At 51.3% G+C, this 18,867-nt stretch carries 17 protein-coding genes and 1 tRNA gene; 5 read left to right on the forward strand and 13 right to left on the reverse strand.

The features are described 5' to 3' along the window. Window positions 1-181: 181 nt before the first annotated feature. Window positions 182-559 (reverse strand): hypothetical protein, encoded by a 378-nt coding sequence (locus tag CX664_RS19585; RefSeq protein ID WP_101748370.1) that lies wholly within the window; start codon window positions 557-559, stop codon window positions 182-184. A gap of 140 nt (window positions 560-699) precedes the next feature. On the opposite strand from CX664_RS19585, the gene CX664_RS19590 reads away from it, so the two are divergent. Continuing rightward, window positions 700-963 carry a YihD family protein gene (locus tag CX664_RS19590; protein WP_101748371.1) on the forward strand — a complete coding sequence of 88 codons (264 nt, stop codon included), beginning with the start codon at window positions 700-702 and terminating at the stop codon, window positions 961-963. Between the two features lie 37 nt (window positions 964-1,000). On the opposite strand, the gene CX664_RS19595 is transcribed toward CX664_RS19590, so the two are convergent. Further along, window positions 1,001-1,594 carry a phosphatase domain-containing protein gene (locus CX664_RS19595; RefSeq protein ID WP_163369488.1) on the reverse strand — a complete coding sequence of 198 codons (594 nt, stop codon included), beginning with the start codon at window positions 1,592-1,594 and terminating at the stop codon, window positions 1,001-1,003. Between the two features lie 243 nt (window positions 1,595-1,837). Between CX664_RS19595 and CX664_RS19600 the strand changes: the two genes are divergently transcribed. After that, window positions 1,838-2,218 (forward strand): hypothetical protein, encoded by a 381-nt coding sequence (locus tag CX664_RS19600; protein WP_163369489.1) that lies wholly within the window; start codon window positions 1,838-1,840, stop codon window positions 2,216-2,218. Here CX664_RS19600 and CX664_RS19605 read toward each other — a convergent pair whose 3' ends face one another. The 11 genes from CX664_RS19605 to CX664_RS19660 all read right to left on the reverse strand — a co-directional run bounded on the left by CX664_RS19605 (window position 2,219) and on the right by CX664_RS19660 (window position 17,508). Next, window positions 2,219-2,977 carry a TlyA family RNA methyltransferase gene (locus tag CX664_RS19605; protein WP_101748374.1) on the reverse strand — a complete coding sequence of 253 codons (759 nt, stop codon included), beginning with the start codon at window positions 2,975-2,977 and terminating at the stop codon, window positions 2,219-2,221. A 151-nt stretch (window positions 2,978-3,128) separates the two neighbouring features. Next, the gene (locus CX664_RS19610; protein WP_101748375.1) at window positions 3,129-4,109 is read right to left on the reverse strand and encodes a hypothetical protein; all 981 of its coding nucleotides are present in this window, start codon (window positions 4,107-4,109) and stop codon (window positions 3,129-3,131) included. A 274-nt stretch (window positions 4,110-4,383) separates the two neighbouring features. Further along, window positions 4,384-8,595, reverse strand: a complete 4,212-nt coding sequence (gene rpoC, locus CX664_RS19615) for a DNA-directed RNA polymerase subunit beta' (RefSeq protein WP_101748376.1) — start codon at window positions 8,593-8,595, stop codon at window positions 4,384-4,386. 70 nt (window positions 8,596-8,665) lie between these two features. Further along, window positions 8,666-12,742, reverse strand: a complete 4,077-nt coding sequence (gene rpoB / locus CX664_RS19620; protein WP_101748377.1) for a DNA-directed RNA polymerase subunit beta — start codon at window positions 12,740-12,742, stop codon at window positions 8,666-8,668. 804 nt (window positions 12,743-13,546) lie between these two features. Beyond that, the gene (gene rplL / locus CX664_RS19630) at window positions 13,547-13,921 is read right to left on the reverse strand and encodes a 50S ribosomal protein L7/L12 (RefSeq protein ID WP_101748386.1); all 375 of its coding nucleotides are present in this window, start codon (window positions 13,919-13,921) and stop codon (window positions 13,547-13,549) included. A 93-nt stretch (window positions 13,922-14,014) separates the two neighbouring features. Beyond that, window positions 14,015-14,545, reverse strand: coding sequence for a 50S ribosomal protein L10 (gene rplJ / locus CX664_RS19635; protein WP_101748379.1), 531 nt, complete (start codon window positions 14,543-14,545; stop codon window positions 14,015-14,017). A 469-nt stretch (window positions 14,546-15,014) separates the two neighbouring features. Beyond that, window positions 15,015-15,710 (reverse strand): 50S ribosomal protein L1, encoded by a 696-nt coding sequence (gene rplA / locus CX664_RS19640; protein WP_101748380.1) that lies wholly within the window; start codon window positions 15,708-15,710, stop codon window positions 15,015-15,017. Continuing rightward, the gene (gene rplK / locus CX664_RS19645) at window positions 15,710-16,144 is read right to left on the reverse strand and encodes a 50S ribosomal protein L11 (protein WP_101748381.1); all 435 of its coding nucleotides are present in this window, start codon (window positions 16,142-16,144) and stop codon (window positions 15,710-15,712) included. The genes rplA and rplK overlap by 1 nt, the downstream gene beginning before the upstream one ends. A gap of 285 nt (window positions 16,145-16,429) precedes the next feature. Next, on the reverse strand, window positions 16,430-16,963 hold the full coding sequence (gene nusG / locus CX664_RS19650; RefSeq protein WP_101748382.1) for a transcription termination/antitermination protein NusG: 534 nt from the start codon (window positions 16,961-16,963) through the stop codon (window positions 16,430-16,432). A 12-nt stretch (window positions 16,964-16,975) separates the two neighbouring features. After that, window positions 16,976-17,344, reverse strand: a complete 369-nt coding sequence (gene secE / locus CX664_RS19655; protein WP_066016057.1) for a preprotein translocase subunit SecE — start codon at window positions 17,342-17,344, stop codon at window positions 16,976-16,978. An 88-nt stretch (window positions 17,345-17,432) separates the two neighbouring features. Beyond that, window positions 17,433-17,508, reverse strand: a tRNA-Trp gene (locus tag CX664_RS19660). A 43-nt stretch (window positions 17,509-17,551) separates the two neighbouring features. Here CX664_RS19660 and CX664_RS19665 point away from each other — a divergent pair. The 3 genes from CX664_RS19665 (at window position 17,552) to CX664_RS19675 (ending at window position 18,614) form a co-directional block, all read left to right on the forward strand. After that, window positions 17,552-17,938 (forward strand): hypothetical protein, encoded by a 387-nt coding sequence (locus CX664_RS19665; protein ID WP_101748383.1) that lies wholly within the window; start codon window positions 17,552-17,554, stop codon window positions 17,936-17,938. A 128-nt stretch (window positions 17,939-18,066) separates the two neighbouring features. Then, window positions 18,067-18,288, forward strand: a complete 222-nt coding sequence (locus CX664_RS19670) for a DUF433 domain-containing protein (RefSeq protein ID WP_101748384.1) — start codon at window positions 18,067-18,069, stop codon at window positions 18,286-18,288. Continuing rightward, window positions 18,288-18,614, forward strand: coding sequence for a DUF5615 family PIN-like protein (locus tag CX664_RS19675; RefSeq protein WP_101748385.1), 327 nt, complete (start codon window positions 18,288-18,290; stop codon window positions 18,612-18,614). Before CX664_RS19670 ends, CX664_RS19675 begins: the two co-directional genes overlap by 1 nt. Window positions 18,615-18,867 lie beyond the last annotated feature (253 nt).

Below are 18,867 nucleotides of genomic sequence, written 5' to 3' on the forward strand. Positions count from 1 at the left end.
AATTTCAGGAGAGGCGACAACTATGCTGACACAGGGGGGGAGCGACAACCCGTCAGACTCATTGAAACCATGTATTAGAGCAGCGCAGGAAGAGCTGCCGCATCAGCTATTATCAGATAGCCTCCAAGTCATGCCTGAATAAGCCGGTAACGAAAGTTAAACAACGCATTGCGAACACCATCTATGAATCCACTACACATTGATCTTCAGACATACCAAGCAACTCACAAAGGGAGTCGCAATTCGGGTTTATAACACCCGTGTCCCTGAACTCTACCAAGCAGGCAGCACGAAAAGCAGCCTCTTGATGGATAGCCATACAGCTGTAGGCCACAGTGGCCACATTCACTGCCAGCATAAGCTTTGTGCGCCTTGATGGGCTCCAGCCCTCCAGAGCGCATTGCGACAGGCCCAGGATACTACCAAAAGTCCCGGTAACTAACGTCACTGAATAACTCTGCCATTTTGGCTGAGAGAAGCCGAAAAGCGAGCTTTCATTGGTGGTCATCGTTTTAAGGCCAAACATGGCAAGATGTGCTGCTGCATCCCCAATATTCATAGATAATAATTCCGTTTTGCTTAAAAAGATTGTTCGATAGACTGCTGTCAGACACTTGGAACTAATGAAAAGTTCCAGATGATTCGTGCTCTTGCCACACCAGCGAAGCACCTCCAAACCTTCACCTTAAGTACTAAAATATGAGCAGTCACAGAATTAACGAATTGATCGAGCTCCTCTCCCCACAGTGGCAAAAACAGGGTCACCTGAACCTGGTACAGATTATTGAAGCCCTGGCCACAGAAGCTGGCCACAAAGGACCTCTTCACGAAGTAACGGATGACCTGCTGATCTATCATCTGAAAATGAAAGGCGAGGCTCCGGATGCGATGATTCCGGGCCTCGCCAAAGATGTTGAGGTCGATTTTAAGGAAGCACTTCTCAAGGCCCGTGGTTGTAAATGACCAATGAAATGCTTCCTTCCCGCCGACTATTGAGAGGTCAGTGCTGCACACCTGAAGACAGAGTCTTCAGAACAGCCTTGAGGGTATTATCATTAGCTTTCAAAGAGCCACCCAGGTAGGCAAATTCCAGCAGTGACTGGTCAGGTTTCCAGCCGTGGGTAAGGCGGTAGATAACACCCACCACACCACCACGCTGGGTGCCTCCGACGCAGTGCACATACACCGGAGCAGGATGAGCACTCAATTGTTCAGCTATATGCCGGATTTGGCTTTGGTCAAGGCTGGCATTCTTGTCAAAGGATAAATTGACAACTTTAATGCCCTGACTTTCCAGCCATTCACGTTCTTTATCAGCCGAGGTGATGGCAAAAACAGTTTTTATGCCAAGCTTGGCAAGACTATGGGCACCATCAGCACTCTCCAGTTCACCTCCCCGGTAGAAGTGATCGTCATATCGAATCAGCCAGGTTTTCAGACCATCTCTCTTGCCAAGAACCTCATAACTCTGATGGTTCCATTCATCTGCTGCTGGCGGCAGGACTCCACGAAAACCGGATTCATAGGCCGTGACTCTGTTCTGTCCCCAGTCACAAGCTTCCTCATGGTCGGAAAGGGCACCAGGAGAAAACATATTGAGTGCCACGAAAAACAGGGAAGGGACCCAGAACCGGCAAAGTTTGACAAAGTACATTACACTAACCTCAATCATTACTTGACAGGGTGTGGTTAAAACTAGCACAACGTTGTTTTTTTTCTAATTGGCTGACTGCCTGAAAACCAAATCCTTGCAACATCACCTTCCAACCACAAAGCCATCTCCTTATTTTCCCGATCCTGCCGATGCAAACAGTCTGAAAAGGCCTCAGAAAGCTCCATGACCACAGCACTCAACAGAATGACCGGCTCCATTTTAGCGTTGACCATTTCGGCATCAGCCGCAGTAAGTAGGGCACAGCCATCAGAGTCCTGGTATCAGCAAGTCTGGTGTGAAGGGATGGATGGTAAAGTGGAGCACCGGCTAAAAGACGGCCGTCGTATTGACTGCCTTACGGATCAATACGCCATTGAGATTGAATTTGCCCGAAAGTGGCCGGAGGCAATCGGTCAGTCATTAAACTACAGCATGCTGACCGGGAAACAAGCGGGGATTGTTCTGATTCTCAAAACGGCCGAAGACCAGTCACACTGGCAGCGGCTGAAGACCGTTATCAAACACTACACACTTCCTATAAAAGCATGGAAACTGGGCCCATGATCAATGGCGTCGGGCCCAGATAAAAAATTCACGATTACCATCACCGCCGGTAATCGGGCTGTCGAAGTAACCTCTCACCTGTAAACCAAGCTCAATGCAGCAGGCTTTGATAGATTGCTCAACCTCTGGATACAACCGGGAATCCCTGACAATCCCTCCCTTACCCAGACCGCCGGGCCCCACCTCAAACTGGGGTTTAACCAGGCTCAGCAGCTGCCCTTCCGGTTTTAGCAGAGGCACCAGCGATGGCAAAATTCTGGTTTGGGAAATAAACGACACATCCATAACCGCAAGATCAAATCCCTGTTGCTGATCCGTATGGTCAAGGAGTGCAGCAGGCAATGCACGGGCATTCATCCCTTCCAGACAGACCACCCTGGGATCCTGACGCAGCGACTCGACCAGCTGGCCATGACCCACCTCAACCCCTACGACTCTGGACGCCCCGGCCTGTAATGCACAATCCGTAAACCCACCGGTAGACTGGCCAACATCAATTACGGTCGCACCGGTCAGGGATATACCTGACACCGCCAGTGCTCCGGCCAGTTTCATTCCGCCCCGGGAGACAAATTGATCGGCTTCATCCTGACAGATATCAATCTCAACCCAGTCAGGGTATTTCTGACCCGCTTTGCCCGGTGTTTCCCAGCCTCCTGACTGCCGGACTTTCACCCTGCCTTCACTGATTAATCGCTGGGCCCGACTTCGGGAAGACACTTTACCCTGATCCACAAGAATAAGATCGAGTCTGCGCATAAATAAACTTTAAATAGAAACGACAACTGATCCGGCATTATAAGTCGTTAACCAAATGAAATCAGTTCAGGTATTGCAATAGCCATACTCAGTGAGGGGATTTAACTGAAACCTGTCAGGAAAATAAGCACAGGCACGGATACTGGAAGAATTAACGAAAGCGCGCTTCATCCGCATCTTTACGGGCCGCTTTCCACTGATAAAGTGCCAAACTGGCGACTTTATCTATTTTATGCAACACCTCTTGCACCCTTCCTTCATCCGCTATGGTCCACGGAGCAGTTATCCCGTGAAGAATATCAACCTGCACTTTTTGAGACACAGGCCGCCCTCTTTTACCCTGGGAACCCGCTTTGCCTGACTCAAGAAAAGCGTCTGCCAATTGTTCATAATCCGCTCGACGCGTCCGACGTATTTCAGGGCATGGGTTGTGAAAAGTCTCCCCCAGAATCTTATTGACAATTTTACCCACATTTTCTCCAGCTGAACTCACTCCTGATAACTCATGCAGCAAGGTAAGAAAGATGCGAGGTCTTATCATACAGGCAATCTGCAAGGCTTCTTTCAGGCTGACATCATCCGGCAGGCCTTGCTCTATTGCTCCCTTCTTTCTGGATGCCTCTTGATTCAATCGATTGACCGCAGCCATTGTCCTCTCTGCTGTCAAGGCATCCACCTTGGCATTCAAGTCTGAAAAGTTCATCAGCAGATCATCAAGGACTTTCATTAGTGCGACAATGTCGTGTTTTGAGCATCGGCCATCTCCTGATCGTCCGGGTAAAGTGGGCGGAGGATCATTAGACGTCACACCAGGATTAGTTTCTTCCCTCACTGGGCCACGATAGTAAAGTGCCCCCGCCGCAAACCCACCTGTAAGGTAACAAATCGTAGGGAAGGAAATCATACCGGTGTAGAGACCAATACCGGCGACCACCCCCACCCCTCCCAATCGTTCACACCAGGTTTTATGCTCCCGGTAAGTGTTTCCAACAACCGGCAACAGCTTTTTGGTCACAGGAACACAGACATCCCACACCCAGGCTTTTGCCCTCTGTAAACGGCCGCCCTCCCCTGCAGGGCCGGGCTGAATCAGATTCCGTGAACCAACTGTTTTGACAGCTAATGCTTCCACACCTCAATCCCCTGAAAACTATAGTGGCTGGATGAGTCCAACCATTATTGGAATAACAGACACAAACCGGGTATTTAGAGTGCTAAGAGGAAACGCCAGTTCCCCGGTATAACTACACACACCGTCAAGTAAGCGTAAAATATTCGTTGGCTGGCTCAGAAAGCTGATCAGCAATAAAGTCACTTATGGTTATTTTTCAACAGACAAAAAAAAGCCACCGGCCCGGTGGCTTTTTTGAATGTTAAAGGCAGGCCTGCCTTTAACGGATCAACAATTAAACTTCGCCGAAGTTCAAAGCATCAGACAGCGCCTGTTCAACTTCAGAAGCCGATACCTTGGCCGGAGTCTCAAACTCAACTTCTTCACGTCCCTTACGACGCTCAGCATGGTAAGTCAGACCGGTACCTGCCGGGATCAGACGACCAACGACCACGTTCTCCTTCAGGCCGCGCAGGTAATCGCGCTTGCCGGTTACCGCCGCTTCGGTCAGGACACGGGTGGTCTCCTGGAAGGAAGCCGCAGAGATGAAGGATTCTGTTGCCAGAGATGCCTTGGTAATACCCAGCAGCACGCGCTCGAACTTGGCCGGGAAGCCGTTTTCACGGTTAACACGGTCATTCTCTTCCAGCAGGCGTGTGTACTCCAGCTGGTCACCACGGATAAAGGACGAGTCACCGGTATCGGTGATTTCTACCTTACGCAGCATCTGACGCAGAATGGTCTCAATGTGCTTATCGTTAATCTTTACACCCTGCAGACGGTATACGTCCTGGATTTCGTTAACGATGTAGCGAGCCAGTTCACCAACACCCAGCAGACGCAATACGTCGTGTGGATTGGTCGGGCCGTCGGAGATAACTTCACCGCGGGTTACCTGCTCACCCTCAAACACGTTGAGGTGACGCCATTTTGGAATCAGCTCTTCATAAGGATCAGTACCGTCAGTTGGTGTAATCACCAGACGCTTCTTACCTTTGGTTTCCTTACCGAAGCCGATGGTTCCGGAGATTTCTGCCAGAATCGAGTGCTCTTTTGGCTTACGGGCCTCAAAGAGGTCAGCAACCCTTGGCAGACCACCGGTGATGTCCCGGTTACCGGAAGACTGCTGAGGAATACGGGCAAGTACCGCACCCACTTCCACCGTGGCACCATCCACCAGGTTCACCAGGGCGTTCGCTGGCAGGAAGTACTGGGCAGGAACGTCAGTACCTGGCAGCTTCAGCTCGTTACCATTGGCATCTTTCAGCTGAATGGCTGGACGAATATCCTTACCGGCGGACGGACGATCCTTCGGATCCATCACTTCCATATTGGACAGACCGGTCAGTTCGTCAGTCTGCGTCTTCACGGTGATGTTTTCATCCATACCCTGGAATTCAACAATACCGGCGGTTTCCGTGATGATCGGGTGAGTGTGTGGATCCCACTTGGCCACCGTCTGACCCGCTTCCACCAGGTCGCCGTCCTTCACCGAAATCATTGCACCGTAAGGCAGCTTGTAACGCTCACGCTCACGGCCAAATTCGTCAGCAATGGCCAGCTGTCCGGAACGGCTGACCGCTACCAGAGTGCCATCCTTACGTTCAACCGACTTCAGGTTCAGCAGACGGATAGAACCCTTGTTCTTCACCGTTACGCTGTCTGCCGCTGCGTTTCTCGATGCCGCACCACCGATGTGGAAGGTACGCATGGTCAGCTGTGTGCCCGGCTCACCGATGGACTGTGCGGCGATAACACCCACTGCCTCACCTTTGTTCACCAGGTGACCACGACCCAGGTCACGGCCGTAACACTTGGAACAGATACCGTGACGGGTTTCACAGGTAATCGGTGAACGTACGCGCATCTCGTCAACATTCATGGTTTCGAGACGCTTCACCCACATTTCATCAATCAGGGTGCCGGCAGGTACGGCAATTTCACTGTCGCTGCCTGGCTTGAGTACGTCTTCTGCCACCACACGGCCGAGAATACGCTCACCCAATGGCTCTACGATATCACCGCCTTCAATGTGCGGCGTCATCAGCAGGCCGTCGCTGGTGCCACAGTCGTCTTCAGTGACCACCAGATCCTGGGCAACGTCAACCAGACGACGGGTCAGGTAACCGGAGTTCGCTGTTTTCAGCGCGGTATCCGCCAGACCCTTACGAGCACCGTGGGTGGAGATAAAGTACTGGAGTACGTTCAGACCTTCACGGAAGTTCGCGGTAATCGGCGTTTCGATGATGGAGCCGTCTGGCTTGGCCATCAGACCACGCATACCGGCCAGCTGACGAATCTGTGCCGCACTACCCCGGGCTCCGGAGTCCGCCATCATGTAGACGCTGTTGAAGGATTCCTGCTCTTCTTCCTCGCCCTGCTTGTTGATCACCGTGTCGGACTTCAGGTTATCCATCATCCGCTTGGCCAGCATTTCGTTGGCACGGGACCAGATATCGATAACCTTGTTGTACTTCTCACCGGCTGTTACCAGACCAGAAGCAAACTGGTTTTCGATTTCCTTAACCTCTTCGTTGGCGTCATCAATGATGCGCGCCTTCTCAGGAGGAATAACGAAATCGTTAACACCGATGGAAGTACCGGAAATCGTTGCGTACTGGAAGCCCAGATACATCATCTGGTCAGCGAAGATAACGGTTTCTTTCAGACCAACGTTACGGTAACAGGCATTCAACAGGCCGGAGATCGCCTTCTTCTTCATGGCCTGGTTAACCAGGGCAAAAGGCAGCCCTTGAGGCACAATATCCCACAGGATCATTCGACCAACGGTGGTATCCGCCAGGAACTTGTTGTCGTGCTCGACACCTTCACCGTCCCGGTATTTCTCATGGACACGCACCTTGATGCGGGCATGCAGATCAACCGCCTTGGTACGGTAAGCTCGCATGACTTCGTCGATATCAACGAAGGCCATGCCTTCACCCTTGGCATTGATGCGCTCACGGGTGATGTAGTACAGACCCAGTACCACGTCCTGGGATGGTACGATGATCGGCTCACCGTTGGCGGGTGCCAGGATGTTGTTGGTGGACATCATCAGGGCACGGGCTTCCAGCTGGGCTTCCAGCGTCAGCGGTACATGCACCGCCATCTGGTCACCGTCGAAGTCAGCGTTATAGGCGGCACACACCAGCGGGTGCAGCTGAATCGCCTTACCTTCAATCAGTACCGGTTCGAACGCCTGAATACCCAGACGGTGCAGGGTAGGCGCACGGTTCAGCATGACCGGGTGTTCGCGGATGACGTCTGCCAGAACGTCCCACACCTCAGGGGTTTCCCGCTCAACCATCTTCTTGGCAGCTTTGATGGTGGTTGCCAGACCTTTGGCTTCCAGCTTACCGAAGATAAATGGCTTGAACAGTTCCAGCGCCATCTTCTTGGGCAGACCACACTGGTGCAGACGCAGAGTAGGACCTACGGTAATAACCGAACGACCAGAGTAGTCTACACGCTTACCCAGCAGGTTCTGACGGAAACGACCCTGCTTACCCTTGATCATGTCAGCCAGGGACTTCAGAGGACGCTTGTTAGAACCGGTGATGGCACGACCACGACGGCCGTTGTCCAGCAGTGCGTCAACGGACTCCTGCAGCATCCGCTTTTCGTTACGGACGATGATGTCCGGCGCGTTCAGGTCCAGCAGACGCTTCAGACGGTTGTTACGGTTGATCACCCGGCGATACAGATCGTTCAGGTCAGACGTGGCAAAACGGCCACCGTCCAGCGGCACCAGAGGGCGCAGATCTGGCGGCAGAACCGGCAGAACGGTCAGGATCATCCACTCAGGGTTGTTGCCTGAGTTATGGAACGCTTCCAGCAGCTTCAGACGCTTGCTCAGCTTCTTCAGCTTGGTTTCAGAGTTGGTCTGTGGAATCTCTTCACGCAGCGTGTTGACTTCGTCTTCGATGTCGATATCCGCCAGCAGACCTTTGATGGCTTCAGCACCCATGCGGGCATCAAAGTCATCACCAAACTCTTCCAGGGCTTCGTAGTATTGCTCATCCGACAGCAGCTGGTTTTTCTCCAGCGTGGTCATGCCCGGATCAACAACAACGTAAGATTCAAAGTACAGTACCCGCTCGATATCACGCAGGGTCATGTCCAGCAACAGACCGATACGGGATGGCAGGGATTTCAGGAACCAGATGTGAGCCACCGGGCTGGCCAGCTCAATGTGACCCATGCGCTCACGACGCACCTTGGCCAGGGCAACCTCAACACCACATTTCTCACAAATAACACCACGGTGCTTCAGTCGCTTGTACTTGCCACAGAGGCACTCGTAGTCTTTGACCGGGCCAAAAATCTTGGCACAGAACAGACCGTCACGCTCAGGCTTGAACGTACGGTAATTGATGGTTTCCGGCTTTTTCACTTCGCCGTATGACCAGGACCGGATCATGTCCGGCGAAGCCAGCGCAATCCGAATAGCGTCGAATTCGTCCGTCTGGCCCTGTGTCTTGAGCAGATTCAATAAGTCTTTCAAGATCGTATCTCCTCGCGGTGCAAGGTGCCTGCTGTTCTATCAGAAAGCAGGCACCCTGGCCACACGTTCGTTATTCGGTTTCCAGTTCGATGTCGATGCCCAGTGAGCGGATTTCCTTCAACAGTACGTTGAAGGATTCCGGCATACCGGCTTCCATTCTGTGGTCGCCATCCACGATGTTTTTGTACATCTTGGTACGGCCAGTGACGTCATCGGACTTCACAGTCAGCATTTCCTGCAGAGTGTAAGCAGCACCGTAAGCTTCCAGTGCCCAGACCTCCATCTCCCCGAAACGCTGGCCACCGAATTGTGCCTTACCACCCAGAGGCTGCTGGGTAACCAGAGAGTAAGAACCAGTAGAACGAGCGTGCATCTTGTCGTCTACCAAGTGGTTCAGCTTGAGCATGTACATGTAGCCAACGGTGACCGGACGCTCAAAGGATTCGCCAGTACGACCGTCAAACAGCTTGACCTGGCCACTGTCGTTCATATCCGCCAGGCGCAGCAGACGCTTGATCTCGGTCTCTTTGGCGCCGTCAAATACCGCCGTTGCCATCGGGACACCGCCACGCAGGTTGCGGGCCAGTTCCAGCACTTCGGTATCGCTGAAGGAGTCAACTTCCACCGGGCTGGAACCAGGAATACCGTTGTAAACCTCGTCCAGGAACTTGCGCAGTTCCGCCATGCTCTGCTGAGCTTCCAGCATGCGGTTGATCTTGACGCCAAGGCCCTTGGCCGCAGCACCCAGGTGAGTCTCCAGCACCTGACCAACGTTCATTCGCGATGGTACACCCAGAGGGTTCAGTACGATATCAACCGGATTACCCTCTTCATCGTGCGGCATGTCTTCTACCGGCATGATGATGGAGATAACACCCTTGTTACCGTGACGACCCGCCATCTTGTCACCAGGCTGGATACGACGCTTGATAGCCAGGTAGACCTTGACAATCTTCAGCACGCCTGGAGCCATATCATCGCCAGTCTGGAGCTTCTTCTTCTTGTCTTCGAAGCGCTCATCCAGCTGGGCACGACGCTCTTTCAGCTGTTCTCTGGACAGATCCAGCATCTCATTGAGTGCCTCGTCTTCCATGGACAGTTTGAACCACTGTTCGTGCTCCAGGCCATCCAGATAGCTGTCGCTGATCCGGTCACCCTTGCCAAGACCCGGGGCGCGAACCACCGGCTGATCACACAGGGCACCACGCAGACGGGCGAAGGTGTCATGCTCAACCACACGGAACTCTTCATTCAGGTCCTTGCGGTATTCATCCAGTTGCGCCTTTTCAATAGAAAGTGCACGGGAGTCCTTCTCTACGCCATCACGGGTAAAGACCTGAACGTCAATAACGGTACCTTTGACACTGGTCGGTACACGCAGAGAGGTATCCTTAACATCGGATGCCTTCTCACCGAAGATGGCACGCAGCAGTTTCTCTTCCGGCGTCAGCTGGGTTTCACCTTTTGGCGTCACCTTACCCACCAGAATGTCACCAGCGCCCACTTCTGCACCCACATAAACGATACCGGCTTCATCCAGCTTGTTCAGGGCGGACTCACCAACGTTGGGAATATCGCCAGTGATCTCTTCGGAACCCAGCTTGGTGTCACGGGCCACACAGGTCAGTTCCTGGATGTGGATGGTGGTAAAGCGGTCTTCCTGAACGACACGCTCAGAGATGAGAATGGAGTCCTCAAAGTTGTAACCGTTCCAGGGCATGAACGCGACGCGCATGTTCTGACCCAGCGCCAGTTCACCCATGTCCACAGACGGACCATCCGCCATGATGTCGCCACGGGCAATCTGATCGCCCGCCTTCACCAGGGAACGCTGGTTAATACAGGTGTTCTGGTTAGAACGGGTGTATTTGGTCAGGTTGTAGATATCAACACCGGCCTCACCTGGCTGTACTTCATCATCGTTCACACGAACCACGATACGGGCCGCATCAACGGTATCAATCACACCGCCACGACGGGCAACCACACAGACACCGGAGTCAGAAGCCACGTTACGCTCCATACCGGTACCCACCAGAGGCTTCTCTGCTCTCAGGGTTGGTACGGCCTGACGTTGCATGTTCGATCCCATCAAGGCACGGTTAGCGTCGTCGTGCTCAAGGAATGGAATCAGAGAGGCTGCAACCGATACCATCTGTTTGGTGGATACGTCCATGTACTGGACTTTATCCGGGCTCATCAGGGTGGCTTCACCACGGTAACGAACAACAACCAGCTCTTCCGTCAGTTGTCGTTTTTCGTCCATGGCCGCAGAAGCCTGGGCGATAACGTATTCACCTTCTTCGATAGCAGACAGGTAATCCACGTCATCAGTTACCTGGCCATCAACAACGCGACGATATGGCGCTTCCAGGAAGCCATAGTCGTTGGTACGGGCGTAGGTTGCCAGCGAGTTGATCAGACCGATGTTTGGACCTTCAGGCGTCTCGATCGGGCAGACACGACCGTAGTGAGTCGCGTGTACGTCACGAACCTCAAAGCCAGCGCGCTCACGGGTCAGACCGCCCGGGCCCAACGCAGATACACGACGCTTGTGAGTAATCTCGGACAGCGGGTTGTTCTGGTCCATAAACTGGGACAGCTGGCTGGAACCGAAGAACTCCTTGATCGCCGCCGCTACTGGTTTGGCATTGATCAGATCCTGCGGCATCAGGCCTTCGGATTCCGCCAGGCTCAGACGTTCCTTAACGGCACGCTCAACACGTACCAGACCGACACGGAACTGATTCTCAGCCATTTCACCCACGGAACGTACACGACGGTTACCCAGGTGATCGATATCGTCACAGATCCCTTTACCGTTGCGGATATCAACGAGGATGCGCAGGACATCAATAATGTCGGAGTTATCCAGAACACCGGAACCGGTATCTTCATCACGTCCCAGACGACGGTTGAACTTCATTCGACCGACGGCAGACAGATCATAACGCTCGGTGGAGAAGAACAGGTTCTGGAACAGGGCTTCAGCAGCATCCTGCGTTGGCGGCTCGCCAGGACGCATCATGCGGTAGATTTCAACGAGCGCTTCCAGGCGGTTGGTGGTGGTGTCTGCACGCAGGGTGTCAGACATGAACGGACCACACTCCAGCTCATTGATGTACAGCGTTTCTACGGTTTTGATACCGGCAGACAGCAGTTTTTCATAAACTTCAGGGGTGATCTCAGTGTTGCACTCAACAATGATTTCACCAGTAGATTTATGAATAACAGTCTTCGCCAGAACACGGCCATAGATATAATCTACCGGCGCTTCCAGGTTCTTGATGTTGGCTTTCTGCAGGTCGCGGAGGTGTCGTGCAGTGACTCGGCGGCCCTGTTCGACAATCACATTACCGTCGTTATCGTAGATGTCAAAGCTGGCCGCCTCGCCTCTCAGACGATCGGCAACAAACTCGGTGCTGACATTTTCAGCGCCAATGTTGAATTCAACAAAATCAAAGAAATTATCAAGAATTTCTTCATTGGAAAGCCCGATGGCTCTCAGCAGAATGGTGGCAGGCAGCTTACGACGACGGTCGATACGGACATACATCAGATCCTTTGGATCGAACTCAAAGTCCAGCCATGAACCACGGTAAGGAATAACACGGGCAGAATACAGCAGCTTACCGGAGGAGTGCGTCTTACCCCGGTCATTATCAAAGAATACGCCCGGAGAGCGATGCAGCTGGGATACGATAACACGCTCTGTACCATTGATAACAAAGGTACCGTTATCGGTCATGAGCGGAATTTCGCCCATGTACACTTCCTGCTCTTTGATATCCTTGATTGCCTTGTTAGCAGAGTCTTTATCGTAGATAATCAGACGCACCTTGACGCGCAGAGGTACTGCGTAAGTGACACCCCTGAGCTGGCATTCCTTGACATCAAACGCAGGAGCACCCAGTCTGTAGCTAACATATTCAAGGGCGGCATTGCCGGAATAGCTTACGATTGGAAAGACGGATTTGAAGGCTGCGTGCAGCCCGATATCTTCTCTGGCTGCCGGTTCTTTATCTGACTGCAACAGCTTGTGATATGAATCAAGCTGAATCGCCAGCAGATACGGCACATTCATGACACTCGGCAGCTTGCCGAAGTCCTTGCGGATGCGTTTTTTCTCTGTATACGAGTATGCCATCAGCGTTCCCCAGCTTGGTTACCTGTTTTTGACTTCAGGCGGCGTCGCCTGGCCATAGTAGGTTAGTTCGAGAGCGGGTGGCTCCCTGTCAAAACCAATAAATTTTCAGCTTTTATGGTCATCTACTGACCTGTATCACAGACACCCCTGAGGTGTTGCAGATACTCTTAATGCCGTTACAGACACTGTGCATCGTTGTAGACACTTCATGTCGTGATAGACATCAACCGTTGTATGAGCTTTAGCGCCTGAACAGAAAGCAACCTGATACTATTGTTCAGATTTACTACCCTGCTTTCACGGCAATACCGCTTACATCGCACAAGGCAACGGAAGCGGTATTCAAATCTGCCCAATGGGTTATTGGACAGCCTCCTAATATATATCAGGCTGGGCAAAACGGTCAGCGCATGAATTCTCTACAGCAATCTACCATCATCTCACAGCTTGATCTGAAGTGGTACTGCAATTACCGGAAAACCCCTGTATTTAAACGTTTTACACCATCACAAAAAGCCTTCTCCAGATTGATCAGTTTCTGTGACGACTTTTCCAGATCCATACCTCTGCCACAACGATCTGCCAAAACAGCAATACCCCGATCAACATCACGAAAAACCCCGTCCAGCCATAAAGACTGAAAAGAATGGGAAGTTTCATGATTTAGAACAGGATCTACGTGCAAATACAGTTACTCAGACGATATAGCTCATACAACGGAAAAAAGGCCGGCACCCTCGCAGGCACCAGCCACCTGAATCTATTATGCAACAGACCCGGGATTATGCAATGCTTTTATAGAAATTACTTGATTTCTACTTTAGCACCAGCTTCTTCCAGCTGCTTCTTCAGCTCTTCAGCTTCTTCTTTAGAAGCGCCTTCTTTCAGAGGAGCTGGAGCGCCGTCTACAACAGCCTTGGCTTCTTTCAGACCCAGGCCAGTAGCAGCACGTACTACCTTGATGACGTTAACTTTCTTCTCGCCAGCGTCAGCCAGGATTACGTCGAACTCAGTTTTTTCTTCAGCAGCGGCAGCAGCTTCAGCAGGAGCAGCAGCAACAGCAACAGCAGCAGCAGCAGAAACGCCGAACTTTTCTTCCATAGCGGAAACCAGTTCAACAACGTCCATTACAGACATTTCAGCGATCGCATTCAGGATATCTTCTTTGGACAGAGCCATCTCTATATCTCCAAAAATCTTGGTTGGGGCAAACAAACAGCCAGCCCCGGAATTTGTTTAAGCAAAAAAGCAAGAAAACCAATCCGGCAAGGATTAAGCGGCTTTCTTCTTCTCGTCGGCAACAGCTGCCACAACACGGGTAATGCTTGCAGGAATCTCGTTCAGAGTTCTTGCCAGCTTGGTTACCGGTGCGATCATTACGCTCATCAGCATTGCGCGAGCCTGATCCAGAGTAGGCATCTTGGCCAGAACATCGATCTGTTCTGCACCCAGCAACTGTCCAGAAATAGACAGAGCTTTGATGTCCAGCTCTTTATTCTCTTTGGCAAAATCCTTCATCAGACGCGCAGCGGCACCCGGATCTTCCATAGAGAAAGCAAGCACAGTAGGGCCTACCAGAACTTCCTGCAGGCACTGAAGTTCAGTACCTTCTACAGCGCGCTTGGCCAGGGTGTTACGAACTACCTTCAGGTAGACGCCACCTTCACGAGCCTGCTTACGCAGAGCAGTCATTTGACTAACAGTAAGACCACGGTAGTCCGCGATTACAGCCGACAGAGCGCTTTGTGCAGCCTCGCTGACTTCGGCCACAATAGCCTTCTTGTCTTCGAGTCCTAACGCCATGGGCTTTACTCCAAACTTATGAAGTTTCACTTATGATTTATCCGAGATAAATCATTAAGCGCTTACAATACGGTGATGGGTGTATATCGTTTTGGATAAAACGCATACTCACCGTCTACGCAGGACATTAAGCCCTCTGCCTATAACCCTTTCCAAAGAAAGGCCCCTGAACAAACAGGCACGGCGCTTGGACACCTGCGATCTTTGACGACCCCCGAAGGAGCCTGTCCGAGAATAGACTGCCCTACTGCGGCGGCAGCAAATTGGTCTAAAAATCCGCTTTTGTTCGGCAAATAGCCCCGCTATTCACCTCACAAAACCGAATTTTTATCCTCAATTTTCTGCCGTCCTCGCTACGGGCGCTATTCTCGGACAGACTCCTTGAAAGCAGGGACCCCAAAGAGGGTTGCGGCTGGCTTGCACCAGCCAGAAATCTGATAATCCAGATTCCAGTCATTCTTTCTATCGCTTACGCAGACAGAGAAGACATGTCGATAGTCAGACCCGGACCCATAGTAGAGGACAGGGTAACTTTCTTCATGTAAACGCCTTTGCTGGAAGAAGGCTTCAGCTTCTTCAGATCAACCAGCAGAGCTTCAACGTTCTGCTTCAGGGCAGCCGCGTCAAAGTCGATCTTACCAACGCCAGCGTGGATGATACCGTTCTTGTCAGTACGGAAACGAACCTGACCAGCCTTGGCGTTCTTAACCGCTTCAGCAACGTTAGGTGTTACAGTACCAACCTTAGGGTTAGGCATCAGGCCGCGTGGACCCAGAATCTGACCCAGCTGACCAACAACGCGCATCGCATCCGGAGAAGCGATCACTACGTCGAAGTCCATTTGACCCGCTTTAACCTGCTCAGCCAGGTCTTCCATACCAACCACTTCAGCACCCGCTTCTTTAGCGGCTTCAGCGTTAGCACCCTGGGTGAACACAGCGACGCGAACGTCTTTACCAGTACCGTTAGGCAGCACGGTAGAACCACGAACCACCTGGTCAGATTTACGAGGATCCACACCCAGGTTGACAGAAACTTCGATCGTTTCCTTGAACTTGACGCTGGAGATCTCTTTCAGCAGGCTGGCGGCCTCTTCAAAGCCGTAAGACTTGGTAGAGTCGACCTTTTCAGCAATCAGCCTGGCACGCTTTGACATCTTAGCCATTACTCAACACCCTCCACGATCAGACCCATGGAACGAGCTGAACCAGCAATGGTACGTACCGCTGCGTCTTCATCAGCAGCTGTCAGATCAGGCTCTTTGATCTTGGCAACTTCAAGCAGTTGCTCGCGAGTCACAGTACCGACTTTCTCGGTATTTGGACGGCCAGAACCCTTCTTCAGCTTCAGCGTCTTCAGCAGCAGAACGGAGGCTGGCGGAGTCTTGGTTTCGAAAGTGAAACTGCGATCGCTGTAAACAGTAATAACAACAGGAATCGGCATGCCAGCATCCATTTTCTGGGTGCTTGCGTTGAACGCCTTACAGAATTCCATGATGTTAACACCGTGCTGACCCAGGGCAGGACCAACAGGTGGGGATGGGTTCGCCTGTCCAGCAGGCACTTGCAGCTTAATATAAGCTTGTACTTTCTTGGCCATTGTTAACCTCTACGTGGGTCACTGCCTCATTCGACGCTCTTTCCCAGACTCCTTTACAAGAAACCCCGAAAAAACATCAAATTCCACGGCTACCCGTCTACAAAGCGCGGTAGTTTACAGAAATCATCCCGAAAGCACCAGCGCAAAAACACGTAAGATAATTGCAATTTACACAATTATCGTTTTCCACCCGAACAATAAAGGAGGATGCAAGCCCAACCCCCAAAAACACAAAACCCCGTTGCCAGAACTGGCAAACGGGGTTAAGGGATCAATTCGATCAGCTTACACTTTTTCAACCTGGCCAAACTCAAGCTCTACCGGCGTTGAGCGACCAAAGATCATTACCGCCACCTGGAGACGACTCTTCTCGTAGTTAACGCCTTCCACCACACCGTTAAAGTCGGCAAAAGGACCTTCGATAACACGAACCATCTCACCCGGCTCAAACAGAGTCTTGGGCCTTGGAGCCTCAGCACCTTCGTGCACGCGACGAAGAATGGCATCCGCTTCTTTTTCAGTGATCGGCGCAGGCTTGTCGGCGGTACCACCGATAAAGCCCATAACCCGCGGCGTATCTTTAATCAGATGCCACGAGTCTTCGTTCATCTCCATCTGGACTAACACATAGCCCGGAAAGAATTTTCTTTCGCTCTTGCGCTTCTGGCCGTTTTTAATCTCTACCACTTCCTCGGTAGGCACCAGAATTTCGCCAAAATACTCTTCCATACCAAGACGCTTGATACGCTCATTCAGAGAGCGCAACACCTGCTTCTCGTATCCAGAGTAGGCATGAACCACATACCATCGTTTCGCCATGTCCTGTCCCTATCAAATCAGGCTGCTGATCATCCAGCCTAGCAGAGAATCGAGCCCCCACAAAATAAGGCCCATCACTAACACGACGGCAACCACCACCAGAGTAGTTTGCACCGTCTCCTGACGAGTAGGCCAGACAACCTTGCGAATCTCGGTTTTGGCATCCTTCAGCAACGTCCAGAAGGCACCACCCTTTACCGTCTGCAGAGCAACAAACCCGGCAACCGCCGCGATTACCAGCAGACCGACAACCCTGAGAAGGAGCGACTCAGCAGAGAAGTAATAATTACCGTAAACACCAACAGCGACCAGAACCGCCACAAGGCCCCATTTGAGACCATCCAGACGACCCGAAGTCGCAATTTCAGAATTTCCACTCATCAGCTTGATTTTCTCTATCCAGGCTTTCTTGAAAAGATCTTTAAAAGACCTCTGAGAACAAGCACCCCAGGAGCTTGATCATTGGAAATGGCAGGCCAGGAGGGAATCGAACCCCCAACCCCCGGTTTTGGAGACCGGTGCTCTACCAATTGAACTACTGGCCTAAATCACTATCACACTGGATTGCAGTGCCGGTGAATTATAATCATGATTAACCGACCTGAAAAGCCTTTCGACTTATCGAGCACAAAAACCAATCAGCACCCGAGAAAAGAGATACGCATCTCTCAAAAAAAACATTTCAACAAACACCTGAAAAGGGAAGAAAATATGAAAACCCCTTTCGTTTCAGTATCTTATCACATCAACCGGTCTTTTCAAGCCCCTTCAACCTCGCCACTCATGCCGCCTGTGGATGCATACAAATCATGCAAACAAAAAATAGACGACAAATCCCTAGTGGTACGCTCAAGGTCTCAAGCCGCCGCATATAAAACAGGAATCGACAGAAAAAAGCAAGAACAGAGGAAAGAAAAGTTGGCAGTGGGCAGTGGGCAGTGGGCAGAAAAAGAAAAAGAAAAAGAAAAAGCGTAAGCAAGCTTCTTTTTCTGCTCATGCCAACTGCCAACTACCCACTGCCCACTTTAAATCAGGATGCAAAATAAAGACATGCCACTGACTGTCTTGCTAAGCTGTGTAAACACAGGCAAGAGGGCAAAGGCATGGACCAGCAGGACTATTTGCAATACATAGAAACCGATTCAGCCAAGCGGTGTGGTAAGCCCTGTATAAAGGGTACAAGAATAACCGTTATCGATATTCTTGAAATGCTGGCTGAGGGTATGAGTACTGATGAAATCCTGACAGACCACCCCAACCTGAAAGCAGTGCAGATAAAAGCTGCCCTGCTTTATGCTGCGAATACCATAAAAGGTGCAGCCTGATGCTGCTCCTTGATGAAAATCTTTCACCCCGGTTAATAGCACGAATAGAAACCCGATTTCCGAAAAGCCTGCATGTTATTCATGCCAGCCTGGACAACTCTCCGGACACTGAGTTATGGAGCTTTGCAAAAGCAAATGACCTTGCCGTTGTCAGTAAAGATATGGATTTTTTATCAATGCTGGAAGCATTCGGACATCCACCAAAACTGATTCGTTTGACAGCCGGTAATGTCAGGCCTGCGCTTGTCGAGGGTATTTTAATAGACAATCAACAGGCTATACATAGTTTCCTGAACGATAAAAGCACAGGATTATTGGCCCTCTGAAAGAGCCAACCTGATACCCCCCTCACTCTTTACATACAAAAAACACCTGAAAACGATTGAGAAATAGCCAAAGAAGCATTAACTAGCTGTAACTATTCAGTGAACCCAGCAAACCAGCTTACCAGACTGGTAAGGAATACCTGCCTTATAAGGGCTACGGACTTGGATGAGCTTTTTTCAGCCAGGTGGGTCATGGATTCGAAATTCTTTGAGACGAGTTTCATCCATCTGCCAAGGTAGCCACTGACTTAAA

The sequence above is a fragment of the Endozoicomonas acroporae genome (assembly GCF_002864045.1).
In the GTDB taxonomy this organism is placed as follows: domain Bacteria; phylum Pseudomonadota; class Gammaproteobacteria; order Pseudomonadales; family Endozoicomonadaceae; genus Endozoicomonas; species Endozoicomonas acroporae.

What these genes read in the sequence shown, in the direction of transcription:
- CX664_RS19585 (WP_101748370.1), bottom strand. Translation starts at nt 559, where the DNA reads ATGAATATTGGGGATGCAGCAGCACATCTTGCCATGTTTGGCCTTAAA.
- CX664_RS19590 (WP_101748371.1), top strand. Translation starts at nt 700, where the DNA reads ATGAGCAGTCACAGAATTAACGAATTGATCGAGCTCCTCTCCCCACAG.
- CX664_RS19595 (WP_163369488.1), bottom strand. Translation starts at nt 1,594, where the DNA reads ATGTTTTCTCCTGGTGCCCTTTCCGACCATGAGGAAGCTTGTGACTGG.
- CX664_RS19600 (WP_163369489.1), top strand. Translation starts at nt 1,838, where the DNA reads ATGACCACAGCACTCAACAGAATGACCGGCTCCATTTTAGCGTTGACC.
- CX664_RS19605 (WP_101748374.1), bottom strand. Translation starts at nt 2,977, where the DNA reads ATGCGCAGACTCGATCTTATTCTTGTGGATCAGGGTAAAGTGTCTTCC.
- rpoB (WP_101748377.1), bottom strand. Translation starts at nt 12,742, where the DNA reads ATGGCATACTCGTATACAGAGAAAAAACGCATCCGCAAGGACTTCGGC.
- rplL (WP_101748386.1), bottom strand. Translation starts at nt 13,921, where the DNA reads ATGGCTCTGTCCAAAGAAGATATCCTGAATGCGATCGCTGAAATGTCT.
- rplJ (WP_101748379.1), bottom strand. Translation starts at nt 14,545, where the DNA reads ATGGCGTTAGGACTCGAAGACAAGAAGGCTATTGTGGCCGAAGTCAGC.
- rplA (WP_101748380.1), bottom strand. Translation starts at nt 15,710, where the DNA reads ATGGCTAAGATGTCAAAGCGTGCCAGGCTGATTGCTGAAAAGGTCGAC.
- rplK (WP_101748381.1), bottom strand. Translation starts at nt 16,144, where the DNA reads ATGGCCAAGAAAGTACAAGCTTATATTAAGCTGCAAGTGCCTGCTGGA.
- nusG (WP_101748382.1), bottom strand. Translation starts at nt 16,963, where the DNA reads ATGGCGAAACGATGGTATGTGGTTCATGCCTACTCTGGATACGAGAAG.
- secE (WP_066016057.1), bottom strand. Translation starts at nt 17,344, where the DNA reads ATGAGTGGAAATTCTGAAATTGCGACTTCGGGTCGTCTGGATGGTCTC.
- CX664_RS19665 (WP_101748383.1), top strand. Translation starts at nt 17,552, where the DNA reads ATGATTAACCGACCTGAAAAGCCTTTCGACTTATCGAGCACAAAAACC.
- CX664_RS19670 (WP_101748384.1), top strand. Translation starts at nt 18,067, where the DNA reads ATGGACCAGCAGGACTATTTGCAATACATAGAAACCGATTCAGCCAAG.
- CX664_RS19675 (WP_101748385.1), top strand. Translation starts at nt 18,288, where the DNA reads ATGCTGCTCCTTGATGAAAATCTTTCACCCCGGTTAATAGCACGAATA.